At 73.4% G+C, this 18,696-nt stretch carries 21 protein-coding genes; 16 read left to right on the top strand and 5 right to left on the bottom strand.

Annotated elements, in window-relative coordinates; translation table 11 throughout:
• Window positions 1–13 precede the first annotated feature (13 nt).
• The 10 genes from O7602_RS21080 (at window position 14) to O7602_RS21035 (ending at window position 10,231) form a co-directional block, all read left to right on the top strand.
• Window positions 14–367, top strand: a complete 354-nt coding sequence (locus tag O7602_RS21080) for a hypothetical protein (RefSeq protein WP_281584348.1) — start codon at window positions 14–16, stop codon at window positions 365–367.
• A 143-nt stretch (window positions 368–510) separates the two neighbouring features.
• Window positions 511–3,324 (top strand): Na+/H+ antiporter subunit A, encoded by a 2,814-nt coding sequence (locus O7602_RS21075; RefSeq protein ID WP_281584347.1) that lies wholly within the window; start codon window positions 511–513, stop codon window positions 3,322–3,324.
• Window positions 3,324–3,800, top strand: a complete 477-nt coding sequence (locus O7602_RS21070) for a Na(+)/H(+) antiporter subunit C (protein WP_281584346.1) — start codon at window positions 3,324–3,326, stop codon at window positions 3,798–3,800. The genes O7602_RS21075 and O7602_RS21070 overlap by 1 nt, the downstream gene beginning before the upstream one ends.
• An 88-nt stretch (window positions 3,801–3,888) precedes the next feature.
• The gene (locus O7602_RS21065) at window positions 3,889–5,394 is read left to right on the top strand and encodes a Na+/H+ antiporter subunit D (protein ID WP_281584345.1); all 1,506 of its coding nucleotides are present in this window, start codon (window positions 3,889–3,891) and stop codon (window positions 5,392–5,394) included.
• Entirely contained in the window at window positions 5,391–6,008 is a 618-nt protein-coding gene (locus O7602_RS21060; protein ID WP_281584344.1) for a Na+/H+ antiporter subunit E, read from the top strand. The genes O7602_RS21065 and O7602_RS21060 overlap by 4 nt, the downstream gene beginning before the upstream one ends.
• Window positions 6,005–6,268 (top strand): monovalent cation/H+ antiporter complex subunit F, encoded by a 264-nt coding sequence (locus O7602_RS21055; protein WP_281584343.1) that lies wholly within the window; start codon window positions 6,005–6,007, stop codon window positions 6,266–6,268. The genes O7602_RS21060 and O7602_RS21055 overlap by 4 nt, the downstream gene beginning before the upstream one ends.
• Window positions 6,265–6,588 carry a monovalent cation/H(+) antiporter subunit G gene (mnhG, locus tag O7602_RS21050; RefSeq protein WP_281584342.1) on the top strand — a complete coding sequence of 108 codons (324 nt, stop codon included), beginning with the start codon at window positions 6,265–6,267 and terminating at the stop codon, window positions 6,586–6,588. The genes O7602_RS21055 and mnhG overlap by 4 nt, the downstream gene beginning before the upstream one ends.
• A gap of 162 nt (window positions 6,589–6,750) precedes the next feature.
• Window positions 6,751–8,106 (top strand): hemolysin family protein, encoded by a 1,356-nt coding sequence (locus tag O7602_RS21045; protein WP_281584341.1) that lies wholly within the window; start codon window positions 6,751–6,753, stop codon window positions 8,104–8,106.
• Window positions 8,103–9,167: a hemolysin family protein gene (locus O7602_RS21040; RefSeq protein WP_281584340.1), complete on the top strand. Its 1,065-nt coding sequence runs from the start codon at window positions 8,103–8,105 to the stop codon at window positions 9,165–9,167. The genes O7602_RS21045 and O7602_RS21040 overlap by 4 nt, the downstream gene beginning before the upstream one ends.
• 137 nt (window positions 9,168–9,304) lie before the next feature.
• Entirely contained in the window at window positions 9,305–10,231 is a 927-nt protein-coding gene (locus O7602_RS21035) for a sporulation protein (protein ID WP_281584339.1), read from the top strand.
• Window positions 10,232–10,306: 75 nt separating this feature from the next.
• Here O7602_RS21035 and O7602_RS21030 read toward each other — a convergent pair whose 3' ends face one another.
• Window positions 10,307–11,530: a bifunctional pyridoxamine 5'-phosphate oxidase family protein/GNAT family N-acetyltransferase gene (locus O7602_RS21030; protein ID WP_281584338.1), complete on the bottom strand. Its 1,224-nt coding sequence runs from the start codon at window positions 11,528–11,530 to the stop codon at window positions 10,307–10,309.
• Between the two features lie 38 nt (window positions 11,531–11,568).
• On the opposite strand from O7602_RS21030, the gene O7602_RS21025 reads away from it, so the two are divergent.
• Together O7602_RS21025 and O7602_RS21020 are read left to right on the top strand one after the other, a co-directional pair.
• Window positions 11,569–12,906 carry an aminotransferase class I/II-fold pyridoxal phosphate-dependent enzyme gene (locus tag O7602_RS21025; protein WP_281584337.1) on the top strand — a complete coding sequence of 446 codons (1,338 nt, stop codon included), beginning with the start codon at window positions 11,569–11,571 and terminating at the stop codon, window positions 12,904–12,906.
• 82 nt (window positions 12,907–12,988) lie between these two features.
• On the top strand, window positions 12,989–13,687 hold the full coding sequence (locus O7602_RS21020) for a UdgX family uracil-DNA binding protein (RefSeq protein ID WP_281584336.1): 699 nt from the start codon (window positions 12,989–12,991) through the stop codon (window positions 13,685–13,687).
• A gap of 39 nt (window positions 13,688–13,726) precedes the next feature.
• Here O7602_RS21020 and O7602_RS21015 read toward each other — a convergent pair whose 3' ends face one another.
• Window positions 13,727–14,221, bottom strand: a complete 495-nt coding sequence (locus O7602_RS21015) for a hypothetical protein (protein WP_281584335.1) — start codon at window positions 14,219–14,221, stop codon at window positions 13,727–13,729.
• Window positions 14,222–14,504: 283 nt separating this feature from the next.
• On the opposite strand from O7602_RS21015, the gene O7602_RS21010 reads away from it, so the two are divergent.
• Window positions 14,505–15,212: a TetR/AcrR family transcriptional regulator gene (locus O7602_RS21010; protein WP_281584334.1), complete on the top strand. Its 708-nt coding sequence runs from the start codon at window positions 14,505–14,507 to the stop codon at window positions 15,210–15,212.
• 25 nt (window positions 15,213–15,237) lie between these two features.
• On the opposite strand, the gene O7602_RS21005 is transcribed toward O7602_RS21010, so the two are convergent.
• Window positions 15,238–15,435: a DUF397 domain-containing protein gene (locus O7602_RS21005; RefSeq protein ID WP_281584333.1), complete on the bottom strand. Its 198-nt coding sequence runs from the start codon at window positions 15,433–15,435 to the stop codon at window positions 15,238–15,240.
• Window positions 15,426–16,193, bottom strand: a complete 768-nt coding sequence (locus tag O7602_RS21000) for a DUF5753 domain-containing protein (protein WP_281584332.1) — start codon at window positions 16,191–16,193, stop codon at window positions 15,426–15,428. The genes O7602_RS21005 and O7602_RS21000 overlap by 10 nt, the downstream gene beginning before the upstream one ends.
• 114 nt (window positions 16,194–16,307) lie before the next feature.
• On the opposite strand from O7602_RS21000, the gene O7602_RS20995 reads away from it, so the two are divergent.
• Window positions 16,308–16,568, top strand: coding sequence for a hypothetical protein (locus O7602_RS20995; RefSeq protein ID WP_281584331.1), 261 nt, complete (start codon window positions 16,308–16,310; stop codon window positions 16,566–16,568).
• A complete protein-coding gene (locus O7602_RS20990; protein WP_281584330.1) occupies window positions 16,549–16,803 on the top strand; it encodes a hypothetical protein in 255 nt (84 codons plus the stop codon). The genes O7602_RS20995 and O7602_RS20990 overlap by 20 nt, the downstream gene beginning before the upstream one ends.
• A 1-nt stretch (window position 16,804) precedes the next feature.
• On the opposite strand, the gene O7602_RS20985 is transcribed toward O7602_RS20990, so the two are convergent.
• Complete coding sequence (locus tag O7602_RS20985; RefSeq protein WP_281590439.1) at window positions 16,805–17,461, bottom strand: 4a-hydroxytetrahydrobiopterin dehydratase; 657 nt, start codon at window positions 17,459–17,461, stop codon at window positions 16,805–16,807.
• A gap of 91 nt (window positions 17,462–17,552) precedes the next feature.
• On the opposite strand from O7602_RS20985, the gene O7602_RS20980 reads away from it, so the two are divergent.
• Window positions 17,553–18,695: an acyl-CoA dehydrogenase family protein gene (locus O7602_RS20980; protein ID WP_281584329.1), complete on the top strand. Its 1,143-nt coding sequence runs from the start codon at window positions 17,553–17,555 to the stop codon at window positions 18,693–18,695.
• Window position 18,696 lies beyond the last annotated feature (1 nt).

Raw genomic sequence — 18,696 nt, 5'->3', positions numbered from 1 at the left:
GGTGGAGGCGTGGATGACCGTGGAGGACCGTGGGCTCAGCACCGGCACCGACGTGCTCATCCGCAAGGTCGACAGCCGGCTCGCCACGCTCCGCGCCGGCCTGCACGGTCCGGAGCTGGAGCTGGCCGAGGAACTGGCCCGGCGCCTGCGCGAGATGGTGGTCGCCACCGCCCGCTCCAGCGCCGCCGACCGGGCCCTGGTCCGGGCCGCGGTGCACTACTTCGTCCTGCGGCGGGAGAGCCGGGACGCCCGGCTGCCGGTCCGCTCGCTCGCGGGCGCGCAGCGCGTGGTCGACCGGGCGGCCCGCCAACTCAACCGCCCGAACCAGGCGGCGCAGTCCCGCCGCAACGCCGCCCCCTTCCACTGACGGCCCGAACTCCTGGTCGAGCGGGCCGGGGCAGCGAGGTGGGTGGGTTTCGGGGAAAACGGCCCGGCTGCGAGGGAAGTGGCGTCTGATCGGTCGTGCACCCAGCGTGCCCCGGCGCGCTGTCACCTCGACCGGGAGCGCGCGTGCTCGTCCTGCTGATCCTGCACCTGGTGGCGGCCCTGCTCGCGCCGTCGCTGGTCCGCCGGTGGGGTCCGCGCGCCTGCCTGCTGCTCGCGCTCGCCCCGGCCGCCACGGCCGGCTGGGCGGTGGCGCGCACCGGTGCGGTACGCGACGGCGGCGCGGTGGCCGAGACGTACCCCTGGATCCCGCAGTTGGGGTTCGATGTCGCGCTGCGCGTCACCACGCTGTCCTGGCTGATGCTGCTGCTGGTCGGCGGCGTCGGCGCGCTCGTGCTCGGCTACTCGGCCCGCTACTTCCGGGCCGGCTCGATCGGGCTGGGCCGGTTCGCCGCGGTGATGGTGGCCTTCGCCGGCGCGATGCTCGGGCTCGTCGTCTCCGACAACCTGCTCCTGCTCTACGTCTTCTGGGAGCTGACCACCGTCTTCTCCTACCTGCTGATCGGCCACAGCACCGAGCGCCGGTCCAGCCGGTGGGCCGCCGCGCAGGCGCTCACCGTCACCACGCTGGGCGGGCTGGCCATGCTCGTCGGGTTCCTGCTGCTCGGCCACCATGCGGGCGGCTACCGCCTGTCGACGGTGGCCGCCGCGCCGCTGCCCGGCGGCGGATACCTGGTCACCGCGGTGCTGCTCATCCTGGCCGGCGCGCTTGCCAAGTCCGCGGTGTTCCCCTTCAACGCCTGGCTGCCGGTGGCGATGGCGGCGCCGACGCCGGTCAGCGCGTACCTGCACGCGGCGGCCATGGTGAAGGCGGGCGTCTTCCTGATCGCGCTGCTCGGCCCGACGCTCGCCCCGGCCGGGCCGTGGCGGCCGGTCACCGTGGTCGCCGGGCTGGTCACGCTCGTCGCCGGCGGGTGGGCGGCGTTGCGGCAGTGCGACCTGAAGCTGCTGTTGGCGTACGGGACGGTCAGCCAGCTCGGCCTGCTCGCGGTGGCGCTCGGCGCGGGCACCCCGGCCGCGGCGCTCGCCGGCGTCGCCATGCTGGCGGCGCACGCCCTGTTCAAGTCGGCGCTCTTCCTCGTCGTCGGGCTCCTCGACCACCAGGCGGGCAGCCGGGACCTGCGGGAGCTGTCCGGGGTGGGGCGGGCCGCGCCGGTGCTGGCCACGGTCGCCACGTTGGCCGCCGCGTCGATGGCCGGCGTGCCGCCGCTGCTCGGGTTCGTGGCCAAGGAGGCGGTGCTCGCCGCGTTCACCGACCGGCCGTGGGTGCTGGTGGCGCTTGTCGCCGGCAGCGCGCTGACGGTCGCCTACAGCATCCGCTTCCTGTGGGGCGCGTTCGGCACCCGGCCCGGCATGCCGGCCACCGAGTTGGACCACGCGCCCGCGGCGATGCTCCTGCCGCCGGCGGTGCTCGCCGTGGCCGGGCTCGCCGCCGGGTCGGCCGTCGGTTGGCTGGGTGGCCTGCTCGACCCGTACGCCGAACTGTTCGGCCCGGTCGAGGAGCACCTGGCGCTCTGGCACGGGCCGACCGCGGCGCTCGGCCTCTCCGCCCTGGTGCTGGCCGGCGGCGTGGCGCTGCACCTGGCCCGCGGCCCGCTCGCGCCCGCGCTTGCCGCGCTGCGTTCCCCGGTCTCCGGCAGGCAGGGGTACGAGTGGGTGACGCACCGCTTCGACCGGTTCGCCATCCACGTCACAAGCGTCACCCAGCGTGGTTCGCTGCCGCAGTATCTCGGTGCGGTGCTCGTCGTCCTGGTGCTGGTGCCGGGCATGGCGATGGTCACCACCGAGCCGTGGCGGGTCCACCTGGTGCCCTGGGACAACCCGGCCCAGTTGGTGGTCTGCGTGGTGATCGCGGTGGCCGCGGTGCTGGCGGTCGGCGCGCGCCGCCGGCTCACCGCCATGCTGCTCGTCGGCGTGACCGGCTACGGCACCGCGATGATGTTCGTCCTCTACGGCGCGCCGGATCTGGCGCTCACCCAGTTCCTGGTGGAGACCGCCACCATCGCCGTCTTCGTGCTGGTGCTGCGCCGGTTGCCGGAACGCTTCTCGGCCCGTCCGCTGCGTCGCAGCCGTTGGGTGCGGCGGGTCGTCGGGGTCGCCGCCGGCCTGGTGGCGGCCGGTCTGACGCTGACCGCGGCCGGGGCCCGGCGGGCGCCGCCGATCTCCGCGGCCTTTCCCGACCTGGCGGTCACGCAGGGGTACGGCCGCAACGTGGTGAACGTGACCCTGGTCGACATCCGGGCCTGGGACACCATGGGCGAGATCTCGGTGCTCGTGGTGACCGCGACCGGGGTGGCCAGCCTGATCTTCGAGCGGTCGCGGACCGGGCCGCGCCCACGCCGTCCCCGCCCGGCGATGCCGCGCGCCGGGCGTACGGTCTGGTTGCGCGGCGGGCAGACGCTGCACGAGCGGCGGCGCTCGATCGTGTTCGAGGTGGTCACCCGGCTGATCTTCCACACCGTGCTGCTCTTCTCGCTGTTCCTGCTCTTCTCCGGGCACAACGCCCCCGGTGGCGGTTTCGCCGGCGGGCTGGTCGCCGGCCTCGCGCTGACCCTGCGCTACCTGGCCGGCGGGCGGTACGAGCTGGCCGAGGCGGCACCGGTGGGCGCGGGCACGGTGCTCGGCGCGGGCCTGGCCCTGTCGGTCGGCAGTGGCGTGCTCGGCCTGGTGCTCACCGGCGATGTGCTGCAGAGCGTCAAGGTCAACCTGGGGCACACCTACCTGGTCACGTCGATCTTCTTCGACATCGGCGTCTACCTGGTCGTGGTCGGGTTGGTGCTGGACATCCTGCGCAGCCTGGGCGCCGAGGTGGACCGGCACGTCGAGGCCGCCGGCGAGCCGGGCCGGGGTCTCACCGTCCAGCGCGAGGGACAGTCCTGATGCGGGGCGTGGCCGGGCCGACGCTCGTGCTCGTGCTGGCGGTCGGTGTGCTCGTCGCCACGGGTGTCACGCTGCTGCTGGAACGCAGCCTGACCCGGATCCTGCTCGGCGTCATCCTGCTCGGCAACGGGGTGAACCTGCTCATCCTGCTCGGCGGGCGGTCCGGCGCGGCGCCGCTCGTCGGCACCGCCCCGCCGGAGCTGATGAGCGACGCGTTGACGCAGGCCATGGTGCTCACCGCCGTGGTGATCACGTTCGGGCTGACCGCGTTCCTGCTCGCCGTCGCGTACCGGAGCTGGCACACGAGCGGTGACGACGAGGTACAGGACGACTTGGAGGACCGGCAGATCGTCCGGCTGGCCGAGCGCAACGAGGTGGCCACCGCGGACCTCGGCGGCGAGGGCCCGGACGGCGATCCGGAACAGGTCGATCCGGAGCCGGCCCGCCGCCGGCTGCGCCGGGGCGAGGGCTCGTGAGCGCGCGGAGCGGGCCGGGTCCACGAGCGTTGCCGGTACGCAACGGCAGGCGCGGCGCAGCCCCGCGCGCGCGCCGAAGGGCGGCGTGGTGAGCGGGCTGGTGCCGTTGCCGGTGGTGGTGCCGCTGCTCGGCGCGGCGCTCACCCTGATGCTGACCGGGCGGCCCCGGTTGCAGCGCTCGATCAGCGTGCTCTGCCTGGCCGGCGTCCTGGCGGTCGCGGTGGTGCTGCTGGTCGAGGCGTACCGGCACGGTCCGGTGGTGACCCGGGTGGGTGGCTGGCCGGCGCCGGTCGGCATCGTGCTGGTGGCCGACCAGTTGGCGGCGCTGATGCTGGTGGTCTCCTCGGCGGTCACGCTCTGCGTGCTGCTCTACTCGATCGGCCAGGGCCGGGCGGAGACCGGCGAGACCGCGCCGGTCAGCATCTACCACCCCACCTACCTGGTGCTCACGGCCGGCGTGACGAACGCCTTCCTGGCCGGTGACCTGTTCAACCTCTTCGTCGGCTTCGAGCTCCTGCTGGCCGCGAGCTTCGTGCTGATCACGCTGGGCGGCACCGAGGTCCGGCTGCGCACCGGCTCGACGTACGTGGTGGTCAGCATCCTGTCGTCGCTGCTCTTCCTCTCCGCCGTGGGACTTGTGTACGCGGCCACCGGCACGTTGAACATGGCGCAGCTCGCCGGCCGGCTGGACGCGCTGCCGTCCGGCGTACGCCTGGCCCTGCAACTGACGCTGCTGCTCGCGTTCGGCATCAAGGCGGCGGTCTTTCCGGTCTCCGCCTGGCTGCCGGACAGCTATCCGACCGCGCCCGCGCCGGTCACCGCCGTCTTCGCCGGCCTGCTGACCAAGGTCGGGGTGTACGCGATCATCCGCACCGAGACGCTGCTGTTCCCCGGCGGCCACCTGTCCGGCCTGCTGATGGTGGTGGCCGGCCTGACCATGGTGGTCGGCATCCTCGGCGCGGTGGCCCAGTCGGACATGAAGCGGCTCTTCTCCTTCACCCTGGTCAGCCACATCGGCTACATGATCTTCGGGGTGGCGTTGAGCAGCGTGGCCGGCCTGTCCGGGTCGATCTTCTACGTGGTGCACCACATCACCGTGCAGACGACGCTCTTCCTGGTCGCCGGCCTGGTCGAGGAACGGGCCGGCAGCACCGACCTGCGCCGGATCGGCGGGCTGGCGCGGATCACCCCGGTGGTCGCGGTGCTCTTCTTCGTCCCGGCGATGAACCTGGCCGGCATCCCGCCGTTCTCCGGTTTCCTCGGCAAGCTCGGCCTGCTCCAGGCCGGCGTGGCGGCCGGCGGCGCGCTACCCGCCGTGCTGGTCGGCGCGGGCACGCTCACCAGCCTGCTCACCCTCTACGTGGCGTCCCGGGTGTGGAACATCGCGTTCTGGCGGTCGCCGCGACTGGCCACCACCACCCCGGTGGTCCGGCTGCCCGGTCTGATGGTCGGCGCCACCGCCGCGCTCGTGGCGCTCGGCGTGCTGCTCACCCTGGTCGCCGGCCCACTGTTCCAGGTCACCGTGGACGCCGCCACCGACCTGCGCCAGCGCACCCCGTACGTCCGGGCGGTCCTGCCCCGGGAGGTGCCGTGACCGGCGACGAGCCCCCGGGTCGGGGCGACGCGCCGCCGGCCGCCGACCGGCCGACGGTGGGCCGGGGCGGGCGGTGGCGCGACCAGGCCGTCGCGCTCGGGTGGCTTGTCGTCGCCTGGCTGCTGCTCTGGGGCGACGTCTCCTGGGGCAACCTGCTCACCGGAGTGGTGGTCGGTGCGGCCGTGCTGTTCTTCTTCCCGCTGCCGCCGGTCACCTTCGGCGGCCGGTTACGTCCCGTTCCGCTGCTGGTGCTGGCCGGCACGTTCGCCGCGGAGCTGGTCAGCGCCAGCGTGCACGTGGCGGCCGTGGCGCTGCGTCCCGGCTACCGGCCGCGCGGCGCGATCATCGCGGTGCCGCTGCGGGTCCGCACCGACCTGAACCTGGCGCTGACCGCCGAGGTGATCTCGCTGGTGCCGGGCACCCTGATCCTCGACATCGACCGGGCGCGGGGCGTGCTCTACGTGCACGTGCTTGACGTGCGCGGCCCCGAGGACCTGGCCGGCAGCCGCGACCGCGTGCTCACCGTCGAACGGCGCATCGTCCGCGCCGTCGGCTCTCCCACCGAGGTACGCCAGCTCGACCTCGAACCCGCCGATCGGAGGAACCACACGTGACCGCCCTGCTCGCCGTCGCGCTGACCGTGCTGTTCTCAGCCACCGCGCTGCTCGCCCTGGTCCGGATCTACCGCGGCCCGTCCCTGCTCGACCGGATCGTCGGCGCCGACCTGCTGCTGGCGGCCATGCTCGGCGCGGTCGGGGCGGAGGCGGCGGTGACCCGGCACGCCACCACCCTGCCGGTGCTCGTGGTGCTGTCGCTGCTCGGTTTCGTCGGCTCGGTCTCGTTGGTCCGCTTCGCCGTCCGGGCCGAATCATGACGGTCGTGGCGGACTGGGCCGGGGGGATCCTGCTGCTCGGTGGGGCGTTGCTGAGCCTGGTCGCCGGCATCGGGCTGGTGCGGTTCCCGGACACCCTGGACCGGATGCACGCGGCCACCAAGCCGCAGGTGCTCGGCGTGCTGCTGCTCCTGGGCGGGCTGGCGTTGCGCCTGCGTACCGGCTCGGACCTGGGGATGCTGGCGCTGGTGGCGATCTTCCAGCTCTCCACCGCGCCGGTCGCCGCGCAGATGATCGGCCGGGCCGCCTACCGGTCCGGGCGGATCGACCGGACCCTGCTCGACGTCGACGAGCTGGCCTGAACCGGACCCGCGGTGCGGTTCCCGGCACCTTCAGCGGGCACCCAGCGGGCACCGATAAAATGGCCGCATGATCGACTCTCCTGCCCCGGAGGGCAGCAGTAGCCGGCCGGGTCGTACCCGGCATCTCCCCTCCCCGACGACCCCGGGAGCCCTGAACCTCCCGTGCTGATCATCGTCGGTCTCCTTCTCATCACCGTGCTCACCGCCGCCACCGGCTATTTCGTGGCGCAGGAGTTCGGTTACGTCGCCGTCGACCGCGGCAAGCTCAAACAACTCGCCGACGGTGGCGACCGCGCCGCCGCCCGGGCCCTGGAGGTCACCGGTCGGCTCTCCTTCATGCTGTCCGGCGCCCAGCTCGGCATCACCGTGACCGCCCTGCTCGTCGGTTACGTCGCCGAGCCGTACCTGGGTGCCGGGCTGGCCGACCTGCTCGGCGTCGCAGGCGTGTCGAGTGCGGTGGCGCTGCCGCTGTCGGTGGCGCTGGCCCTGGTCATCGCCACCGTGGTGCAGATGGTCCTGGGTGAGCTGGCCCCGAAGAACCTGGCCATCGCTCGGGCCGAGCCGCTCGCCCGGGCGCTGTCCCGGTCCACCCTGGTCTACCTGCGGATCGCCGGTCCGCTGATCACGCTCTTCGACCGGGCCGCCGTGCGGCTGCTCCGCCGGGTCGGCATCGAGCCGATCGAGGAGCTGCCGAGCGGCGCCACCCCGGCCGACCTGGAACAGATCATCGCCGAGTCCCGCGAGGAGGGGCACCTCGACGCGGAGATGTCCGACCTGCTCGACCGGGGGCTCGACTTCCGGGAGTTGACCGCGGGCGAGGCCATGGTGCCCCGGGTGGACGTGCACACCGTCCGGGCCGACGAGCCGGTCAGCCGGGTCGTCGAGATGCTCGACACCGGTCACTCCCGGTTCCCGGTCCGCGGCGCCGAGGGCGTCGACGACCTGATCGGTGTGATCGGCATCGCCGACGTGCTGGGGGTGCCGCCGGCTGAGCGGGGGAGCACCCGGATCGACGCGGTGGCCGTACCCCCGTTGCTGGTGCCGGAGACGCTGCCGCTGCCGACGGTGCTGGACCGGCTGCGGTCCGGGCACCGGCAGTTGGCCTGCGTGGTCGACGAGTACGGCGGGTTCGCCGGCGTGATCACGCTGGAGGATCTGGCCGAGGAACTGGTCGGGCCGATCCGCGACGAGGACGATCCGCCGGAGCGGGCGCCGGCCCGGCAGGAGGACGGCTCGTGGGTGGTGCCGGCCCGCTGGCGGATCGACGAGGTCGTCGACAGCACCGGCATCGAGCTGCCCGAGGCGCCCGAGTACGACACGCTCTCCGGCCTGGTGATGCGGGAGCTGGGCCGGGTGCCCGAGGTCGGCGACCGGCTGGAGATCGCGCCCACCGGTGAGGGCGACGAGCCGTCGTCCGGGCCGCGGGTGCTTGTCGAGGTGTTGGCCGTGGACCGGCACGTGGCCGACTCGGTGCGACTGCGGTCGACCGCCGACGTGTCCGGGGAGGGGGCGGCATGAGCCCCGGGTTCGCGCTGATCTTCTCCGTGGTGCTGCTGGCGCTCAACGGATTCTTCGTGGCGGCCGAGTTCGCGTTGGTCGCCGCCAAGCGGTATCGGCTGGAGCAGTCGGCGGCCGGTGGCGGCCGGGCGGCCCGCGCGGCGCTCGACGGCGTCCGCGAGCTGAGCCTGATGCTTGCCGGCGCCCAGCTCGGCATCACGCTGTGCACGCTCGGCCTCGGTGCGCTCGCCGAGCCGGCCATCGAGCACCTGCTCAGCCCGCTGCTGCACGCGGTCGGCCTGCCGGACGCGGCCAGCCACGTCGTCGGCCTGCTGTTCGCGCTGGGCCTGGTGACCTTCCTGCACCTGGTGGTCGGTGAGATGGCGCCGAAGTCGTGGGCGATCACCGACGCGGAGCGCTCGGCGATGCTGCTGGCGCTGCCGTTCCGGGCCTTCGCCCGGATCGCCCGTCCGGTGCTCTCCCTGCTCAACGGCCTGGCCAACGTGATGCTGCGGGTGGTCGGCGTGCGGCAGCAGGACCAGCTCGCCCAGGTGCACGGCCCGGACGAGCTGCGCATCCTGCTGGAACAGTCCCGGGAGCACGGGCTGCTCGGCGCGGAGCAGCACCAGTTGCTGACAAGCATGCTGGAGTTGCAGGGCACCACGGTCGCGCAGGTGATGGAGCCGTTCGACCGGATCGTCACCGTGCGCCGCGACGACACCGCCGAGCGGATCGAGCACGTGTCGCGGGACAGCGGCCGGTCCCGGCTCGCCGTCCTCGACGCGGGTGGCGAGGTGTGCGGCCTGGTCCACGTACGGGAGGCGGTGCGGGCGGTCACGAACGGCCGGCCGGCCACCGCCGGGGAGCTGATGACTGGCGCGTTCACGCTGCCCGCCGAGGCGTCGGTGACCGAGGCGGTGGCCGCCATGCGGGGCCGGCAGGCGCAGCTCGCGCTGGTGCGCAACGGCGGCGGACCGACCCGGCCGATCGGCTTCGTCGCGCTGGAGGACCTCCTGGAGGAGGTCATCGGCGAGTTCGACGACGAGACCGACCCGATCCCCCGAGGCCGCCGCCTCCGCTGACCGCCCCACCCCACCCTCACCCCTCACCCCCGCTCGGCGCAGATTCACGGAAAGTGGGCCTATCCGGCCTCGGATAGCCCCACTTTCCGTGAAACAGGGTGGGTGTGTGAGGGCCGGGGGAGGGGGAAAGCGCGGGTGTGCGGGTGACGGGGGTGTCTCGGGGGGGCTTCTGGACCGGGCTGTCGGTCAGCAGCACCCTGAGCAACCCGAGCACCCGGCCCGGTCTGCGGCTGCCGGGACGGGTGACGCTTGCCGCCGAGGGGGAGGACGTCCCGGTCCGGCGTATCCGGCTGGGACTCGTCGCGCAGGTCGAGCCGGAGGATCCGGGCGCGCCGCGCCGGCTCGTGCAATATCACCATTGGACGGTCGCCGGGCGGTTCGTGGTGCCGGCCGGCCGGCGGCGGGCGGTCGACTTCGCCGTACCGCTGCCCTGGGAGACGCCGGTGACGGTGTTCGGCGGGGTGCCGTTGATGACCCTGCGCACCGGGCTGCGTACCGAGGTGTCCGTCGACCCGGACCTGGACCAGGGCGAGATGGTGCCGGTCCTCATCCATCCGCTGCCCACCCAGCAGCACCTGCTCGCCGCGCTCGGCACGCTCGGCTTCGTGATGCGGCAGGCGGGACTCCAGCAGGGCCGGCTGCCCGTGGTGGAACAGACGTTGCCGTTCCAGCAGCGGCTCGGGTTCTGGGTCGCCCCGCTCTACGCCGGGCCGATCACCGAGCTGGAAGTGATCATGTTGACGAACTCAGCCGGGATGGAGGTGCTGTTCTGGCTGGACCGGCGGCTCGCCCTGGCCGGGGTGACCCACCAGAGCATCAGCCGGTTCCGGGTCTGGCACGCCGGGGCGGACCGGCGGGACTGGGTCTCCACCGTGGACGGCTGGTTGCGGCACGCCATCGACAGGCACGCCGCCGCCGCCGCGCACGCGGACTGGTCCGCCACGATCCGCGAGTCGGCGCACGTCAGCCGCGCTCCCGACCAGCCGGTGGCCCCCGGTTACGGCCTGGGCGGCACAGCCGGCAGCGCCGGCGTAGGCGGCTCCGGCGCCGGCGACGGCACCTGAGCGGCGTGCCCCGCCGCGACGGGGTGTTAAGCGGGGCCCCTTCCTCTACCAAATGCGTTAAGCGGGGCCCCCTCCTTACACTCGGGCGCGTAGGGCGTGCCGGGCGGCGGGCCACTCCTCGGCGAGCATCGAGTACTGCGCGGTGTCGCGCCAGGAGCCGTCGGGGCGCTGCCGGTGCCGCCGCAGCACACCCTCGCGGGTCGCGCCGAGCCGTTCGATCGCCCGCTGGGAACGCTCGTTGCGGATGTCGGTGTGCCAGGCCACCCGGATCGCGTCCAACTCCTCGAACGCCCGGGCGAGCAGCAGCAGCTTCGCCTCGGTGTTGATGCCGGTGCGCCACCACGGCCGACCCAGCCAGGTGTAGCCGATCGCCAGCGACCGGCGGGCCGGGTCGACCTCGTACCAGGAGGTGGCGCCGACGACGGCGCCCGTCGCGGCGCAGCGCTGCACCCAGCACACCTGCTCGCCGCGTTGCTGGGCGTCGAGGTAGGCGGCGAGGATCCGGCGCATCCCGGCGACGTCGTCCGGCTGCGGGCTGCCCAGATGCCGCCACACCTCCGGGTCATCGGTGGCCGCGTACAGGTCGTCGGCGTGCGCGAGGTCGAGCGGCTCCAGCACCACGTGCGCGCCGCGCAGCACCACCGGCTCCAGCCAGGCCGAGCGCGCCGGTCGCAGGTACGCCGGCACCGGCGCGGTCACCCCGTCGGCCGGCTCGGGTCGCCCCGGCGTGAGGCGCAGCGGCAGCACCCCGGCCCAGTGCGGCAGGCTCTCGTCGGCCGGCTCGTCGTTCACCCCGCCGGTGCGCATCCGCACCGACACCTCGCGCAGCGGCAGCGCCAGCACCGCCGTCTCGGCCAGCTCGCGCCGGTTCGGCGGCCGGCTGTCGGCGGACCGGCCGGCGGCCACCTTCTCCACGAGCGCGGTCAGCACCCGGGCCTTCTCGTCGGCGTCGTCGACGAGGCGGGCGGCGCCGTGCACGACGACGGACCGGTAGTTGGCGCTGTGGTGGAACTGCGAGCGGGCGTAGACCAGCCCGTCGAGGTGGGTGACCGCGACGCAGACCGCCAGCCCGGCCTCGCCCCGGGCGGCGAGCAGCGGCCGGCTGCCGGTGGAGCCGTGCAGGTAGAGCGTGTCGTCGACGCGGACGTGCAGGGTCGGGAGGACGCGCGGCTCACCGTCCACCACGAACGACAGCGCGCAGTGGTACGCCTCGTCGAGCAGCGCGTGGGCGGTGGCCCGGTCGTAGTGCATCCGGTCGCGGGTGCGGGTGGCGGTGGTGCGATGGGTCGGAGGGTACATACGACATCCCGCCTTTGTTCTAGTACAATCTTAAAACTGTGGCAGCACATTATCAGGTGACCGGGTCCACGTCGGCGGCCATTTCGGCGAGCGTGGAATCCGCCATCCGCACCGGCGACCTCGCCCCCGGCGACCCCCTGCCCGCGGTCCGCGCGCTCGCCGCCGACCTCGGCGTCAGCCCGGCCACCGTCGCGCGGGCGTACCAGGACCTGCGGCACCGGGGCCTGGTCGCGACCGCCGGCCGGCACGGCACCCGGGTCCGCCCCCGGCCGCCGGTGGCCACCCGCCGCGCCGCGCTGGCGCCCCCGCCGCGACCCGGCACCCGGAACCTCGCCGACGGGCACCCCGACGAACGGCTGCTGCCCCCGCTCGGTCCGCACCTCGCCGCGCTCGCCGCCGAGGCCGACACCCCGACCGGGTACGCGGACGCCGCCGTCCTGCCCGAGCTGGCCGCGGTCGCCCGGGAACGGCTCGCCGCCGACGGGGTGCCGGCCGACGAGCTGACCGTCACCGGCGGCGCGCTCGACGGCATCGAGCGGCTGCTCGCCGCCCACCTGCGCCCCGGCGACGCGGTGGCGGTGGAGGACCCGGGCTGGGCCAACCTGCTCGACCTGATCGCCGCGCTCGGGCTGCGTACCGTCGGGGTGCCGGTGGACGACGACGGACCGAGCGTGGCCGGGGTGCGGGCCGCGCTGGCCGCCGGGGTACGCGCGCTCGTGGTGACCAGCCGGGCCCAGAACCCGACCGGCGCGGCCGTCTCCGCCGACCGGGCCGCCGCGCTGCGTACGCTGCTCGCCGGCCGCGCCGACCTGCTGGTGATCGAGGACGACCACGCCGCCGAGCTGGCCCGCGTACCCCTGCACCCGCTCGCCGGGGCGACCCCGGCGTGGGCCTTCGTCCGGTCGGTGAGCAAGCCCTACGGGCCCGACCTGCGGCTCGCCGTGCTCGCCGGCGACGAGGCCACCGTGGCGCGGGTGTCCGGCCGGGCGCGGGTCGGCGCCGGCTGGGTGTCCACAGTGCTGCAACGCCTGGTCCTGTCGCTCTGGCGCGACCCGGCCACCGGCGAGCTGGTGCGGCGGGCGGCCGGCGGCTACGACCGGCGGCGCGACGGCCTGGTCGCCGCGCTCGCCGCGCGCGGGCTGGCCGCGCACGGGCGGACCGGGATCAACGTCTGGGTGCCGGTGCCCGACGAGACGGTCGCGGTCACCGCGTTGCGCGACGCCGGCTGGTCGGTGGCGCCAGGCAGTCTCTACCGGATCGCCGCCGCCCCCGCCGTCCGACTCACGGTGAGCACCCTCGACGCCCCCGACCTGCCGGCGCTCGCCGACGCGCTCGCCTGCGCGGTGCGCCCGGTGCAAGGCGGGGGCCCCTATTAACGCTTTCGGTAGAGGCGGGGGCCCCGCTTAACACGCGGGGAGATACGGCGTGGCGGGCGGTGGGTGGGGTAGAACGGTCGGCATGGTCGAGACCGGGAGCGCGCCTGGGGCGCAGGAGTTCATCCCGCCGGAGGCGGACACCATCGCCGCGCTGCGGGCGGCGTCGGCCGGCTGCCGGGGCTGCGAGCTGTACCGGGACGCGTCACAGACCGTCTTCGGGCGGGGTGACGAGCGCGCCCGGGTGGTCCTCGTCGGCGAGCAGCCGGGAGACGTGGAGGACCAGCAGGGACTGCCGTTCGTCGGCCCGGCCGGTCGGCTGCTGCGCCGGGCCGTCGACGACGCCGGCCTCGACCCCGGCCAGCTCTACCTGACGAACGCGGTGAAGCACTTCCGCTTCGAACTGCGCGGCAGGCGGCGCATCCACCAGACCCCGGACCGGGTGCACATCACCGCCTGCCGGCCCTGGCTGGTCGCCGAGTTCGCCCGGCTGCACCCGGAGGTCGTGGTGGTGCTCGGCGCCACCGCCGCCAAGGCGCTGCTCGGCCCCACGTTCCGGGTGACGAGGCAGCGCGGCGAGCTGCTGCCGTGGCCGGCCGCCGCGCAACATCCGGAGGACTTCGCCGGGGTGCCGGTGGACCGCGCCGGCGCGGTCGCCGACGCGCCGACCACCCGGCTGCTCGCGACCATCCACCCGTCCGCCGTGCTACGCGCCGACAACCAGGACATCGCGTACGAGGGCCTGGTCGCCGACCTGAAGGTGGCCGCAGGGGCACTGCGCTGAGTCAGCCGCGTAGCGTCTTCGCTGATGATGCGGTAGCGGTTACGACCCCGACCGCTGCCCCGCGAAGCTGGTGAGCAGGGCACCCAGCTTGTCGAGGCTGCCCGCGGCGGCGGAGCCGCCGATCGCGTTCGGGTAGTCGTGGTACGTGACGATCTCGCCACCGCGGATGCGAAGCACGCCGAGCGACGAATGGATGCGGAAGTCACTGTCGGTGCCGCGCGAGAACCCAACCAGCTCGACCGAGACGACGAGGATCTCGGGATCGGCGCCCGGGTACGTGGTGACGTTCACCTCGCGCGTGTCGAGGACCGCTGCGGCGCCACCCAGCCGCGTTCGCAGGTGCTCGCGGATGACGTCCCGGCCCTCGAACCGGGTCGCCATGCCGGGCAGGGTGAACATGCTCTCGTACACCCCGTCGACCGCGAACAGGGCGGCCATCAGGTCCGCCGCCCCCTCGTTGGCGAGGAACACGGCGCGGAGCCCGTTCACGATCTCGTGGTGGTGCGTCTTTGCGGAACCGGCAACGTCGGTCATGGGACTCCTCGTCAACAATGGGCTTGAAACGTGGGCAACGAACTACAATCGGAACGCTGCCTCCCCTTAAGTTACGGAACGAGCGTTCCGCTGTCAAAGCCGGGTCTGTCCGGCCGGATCGGAGGTCACCATCGCCGGCACTCCCCGGACGCCGCCAGCGCCGTCCGCGTCGGAAACCAGCAGCGCGAGCGGCCCCGCCCAGGCGCTGCGGGTCGACGCCGCCCGCAACCGCGCGCGGGTTCTCCAGGCCGCCCGGGAGGCGTTCGCCGCCGAGGGCGTCACCGTGCCGCTGGACGAGATCGCCCGCCGCGCCGGCGTCGGGACCGGCACCGTGTACCGGCACTTCCCCAGCAAGGACGCGCTCTTCGAGGCCGTGGTCACCGACCGACTGGCGCAACTCTTCGCCACCGTACGCAGCCTCGGCGCCGCGGAGGAACCCGGTGACGCATTCCTCGCGGTGTTCCGCGAGATGGTCGCCGCCGCACTGTTCAACAGGGCGCTCTGTGAGGCGTTCGACGCCCGCGAGATGCCCCACTCGACGTCGCTGCCGACCACTCAGGGCGCCTTCCGGGAGGCACTCGGGGGGATCCTCCGCCGGGCGCAGCGGGCCGGCGCGGTCCGGGCCGACCTCGACCCCGCCGACGTGATCGCCCTCGTGCTGGCCTGTGTCGCGGCCGAGGGGGCCGCAAAGGCGGACACGCCGGGACGGATGACCGAGATGATGATCGAGGTGTTCCGTCCGGATCGGATGACCGATGGAGTTCCGGGTTTCGTGACAAGGCCCGCCGCAGTGCCGCAAGAGCGTTACGAAACTAGCGACATCGGGGTAGCGCCGGTCACCCCGCCGGCAGGCCGGCCGGCCACCTGCGACATGTGCGGGACCGCGATCGCCACGGCACAGACCGGCAGGCCGGCCCGCTATTGCAGCTCCCGCTGCCGGCAGCGGGCGCACCGCCTACGCACGCAGGAGAACGCGAGCCGCACCCCCTGAGGCTGTCCGACCTGAGGCGGCCAGGTCAGCCCAGGCGCTGGTCCTTGACCGCGGCAACGAACGTCTCGAACGTATCCGGGGCGAACACCAGCGCCGGCCCGTGCTCGTCCTTGCTGTCCCGGACAGCGACGACGCCAGGGAGATTTGCCGCAACCTCGACGCAGTTGCCACCGTTGTTGCCGCTCTTCGTGCTCTTGTGCCAGTGCGCGCTGCTCAGGTCCATGACGCTGCCGCTTCTCTGATGAGGTTGATCGATTGAGTTCGAGGGAGAGCTTCCCCTACTATGCGCGCCCAGCGTTGTTCCAGGGTACCGACTTCACCCCGGTCCTCGATGATCTGCGCCCTGACCTGCGCGTCAATATGGGCTACGCGAGTGCCGTCCGGCATCTCGGCCATCGCGAACGGACCTCCCATTCCGGGGTACAGCGGCGTGTTGAGGGGAACTACGTGCACCTGTACCGAGTTCAGCTCGGCGCAGGCGAGGATGTGCAGGCATTGTTCGTGCATCACTGAACGGTCTGAGTTGGCCGGACGGCGAAGGACCGCCTCGTCCATGACCGCGACGAAGAGCGGCGGCCGGGCGCGGCGAAGGATCGACTGACGCTCGATCCGAGCGGTGGTCAGCTCGTCCACCTCCTGCGTGGTCAGTGACTCCATCGCCAGCGTCGCCCTGGCGTACGCTTCGGTCTGCAACAGCCCCGGCACCCAGGCAAGTTCGAATCCACGTAGGGCCAGCGCTTCCCGCTCGATCTCGGCCCAGGGGCGGAACCATGACGGCTCACGTCTCTTGAGCACGTCCGGCCACAGGTCCTTGACGTCCTTGCCGAGGATGGCCGCCACCCGGGAGCGGGCCAGGGGGCGCGGGATGCGCCCACGACTGACCCAGCGCTGTGCCGTCTTGGGGTCGACACCTGTCTGAGCTGCGAGGCTCTCCGCGGTCTCACCCGCTTCGGTCATGGCCGCTATGAGTCCGTGGTTCACCGTGCCCTCCCCAGTGGACGTCCCCGACGTCTCACGAACATACAGCAACGCTGTGTGAGGGTCCTGTCACCGTTCGGCATCGTGTGGGAGGCGACGACGATGCGGAGGCCGAAGATGACCAGGTGGAAGTGGTTCCAGCGTGATGACGAGCCGGTCGACGTGGTGCAGCCGGCCACGGCGTACCCGGATCGGATTGGCGCCCACGCGACGCCGCCGTTCGCCGTGATCATGGCCGGTTACGTGCTCGACTTCCATCACCGGCAGCCCTGTTCCCGGTGCGAGGCGGACGGCGGTTGCGAGCGACTCACGCGGGCGTGCGAGACCCTGCGCGCCTGGCGGGACCGGACGGGGACCGATGGTGCTGAACGGCGGTGACATTCTGCTTGTCACCAGGGCGGCGAGCGTGCAGTTCACCAAGCCGATCCGGTTCCGGGTGATCCGGGACGTCACCGACGCGGCGACCTTCGACGGCTGGCGGTGGGTCGACGGCTACGAGTTGGGCGCCAAGGGCGAGGCGGTCCGGCGGCGGCGCATCTTCGTACAGTCGAAGGGGTTGCGGGTGGAGCGCCGGGCCGTCGGCGACGGTCGGGCGCGGCTGCCCGCCCGCTGAGTCAGCCGCGTCCCTGCCAGGTGCAGAGGCAGACCCGGTTGCCGTCCGGGTCGGCGAGCACCCAGAAGTTCGGCGCCTCCGCGTCGCTGACAAGCGTGCCGCCGGCCGCCAGCGCCGCCTCGATGCGCGGCGCGACCTCGGCCGGGTCGACCCACACGTCCGGGTGCCAGCGCTGCCGGGGCTCGTCGCGGCCCGACGCCTGGAACCAGATCGTCGGCAGCGCGCCGGCCGGATCGCGCACCTCGTCGTCGGCGGTGTCTCCGTCGCCGGGGCGCTCCCACGCCAGGACCGCCCGCCAGAACGGCGCCACGGCGGCGTGCTCCGGGCTGTCCAGCCCGAGTTCCAGCCGGGCCAGGCCGGCGGGGGAGGGCGTCAGGCCGGCGTCGGCGGCGAGCGCCGAGATGGTCCGGGCCAGCCGCAGGTCACGGCCGGTGACCCCGCCGACGTCGTGCGACCACAGCCGCACGTCCACGAACGTGTAGCGCAGGTCCAGGTCGGGATGATGGTCGACCCGCTCGGCCTCCGCGCCGACCGCGGCCACCAACGCCAGTCCGGCCGCGAAATCGGGGGTACGGATGCGGGTGTGCAGCGCCCCGAGCAGGTACGTCCACCCGTCCAGCCCGGCGTCGTCGATCTGTGCTCCGGTCAACGTGCCCATCCCGCCATCCTGACGTGCCTCGGGCCGGCCGGCCACCGCCCACACCGAAGCGCCCTGTCCCGCGCGGGTGAGCGGTGCCAGACTGGCCGCCATGGAGCAGCATCTCTACCAGCCCGTCCACGAGGAGTTCCGGGACCTGTGCCGCCGGTTCCTGGCCCGGGAGGCGGTGCCGCACCACGAGCGGTGGGAGGCCGAGGGCATCGTCGACCGCGAGGTGTGGCGCAAGGCGGGCGCGGCCGGGCTGCTCGGTCCGGACGTCGACCCGGCGTACGGCGGTGGCGGGCAGCGTGACTTCCGGTTCAACGCGGTGCTCGACGAGGAGATCGTCGCGGCCGGCTGCACCGGGCTGGGCTTCGGCCTGCACAACGACGTGGTGGCGCCGTACCTGACCGAGTTGACCACCGACGACCAGCGCCAGCGTTGGCTGCCCGGTTTCTGCTCCGGCGACCTGGTCACCGCGATCGCGATGAGCGAGCCGGGCGCGGGCAGTGACCTGGCCGGCATCCGCACCACCGCGGTCCGCGACGGCGATTCGCTCGTGCTGAACGGCCAGAAGACGTTCATCACCAACGGGGAGATGGCCGACCTCGTGGTGGTGGTGGTCAAGACCGCCCCGGACCGGGGCGCGCACGGCGTGAGCCTGGTGGCGGTGGAGCGCGGCACCCCCGGCTTCGACCGGGGTCGCCGGCTGGCCAAGGTCGGCCTGAAGGCCAACGACACCGCCGAGCTGTTCTTCGACGACTGCCGGGTGCCGGCGGAGAACCTGATCGGCGTCGAGAACCAGGGCTTCTACCACCTGATGGCCAACCTGCCCCGGGAGCGGCTGAGCATCGCCGTCGGCGCGGTGGCGGCCTGCGAGAAGCTGCTCGCGCTGACGGTCGGGTACGCCCGGTCCCGGGAGGCGTTCGGCCGGCCGATCGGTGCGTTCCAGCACAACCGGTTCCTCCTGGCCGAGCTGGACACCGAGGTCACCATCGCCCGGACGTTCGTCAACCACTGCGTGGCCGAGCACGACGCGGGCCGGCTCTCGGTGACCGACGCGGCGAAGGCCAAGTGGTGGACCACCGAATTGCAGACCAGGGTCGCCGACCGATGCGTGCAGTTGCACGGCGGCTACGGCTTCATGCTGGAGCACCCGGTGGCGAAGGCTTGGCTGGACAGCCGGGTGCAGACCATCTACGGCGGCACCACCGAGATCATGAAGGAGATCATCGGCCGCGGCCTCGGCCTGTAGC

The sequence above is a fragment of the Micromonospora sp. WMMD1128 genome (assembly GCF_027497235.1).
GTDB lineage: Bacteria > Actinomycetota > Actinomycetes > Mycobacteriales > Micromonosporaceae > Micromonospora.
Note: the sequence above shows the minus strand (reverse complement) of the source record. Positions and strands in the feature narration are given on the sequence as shown.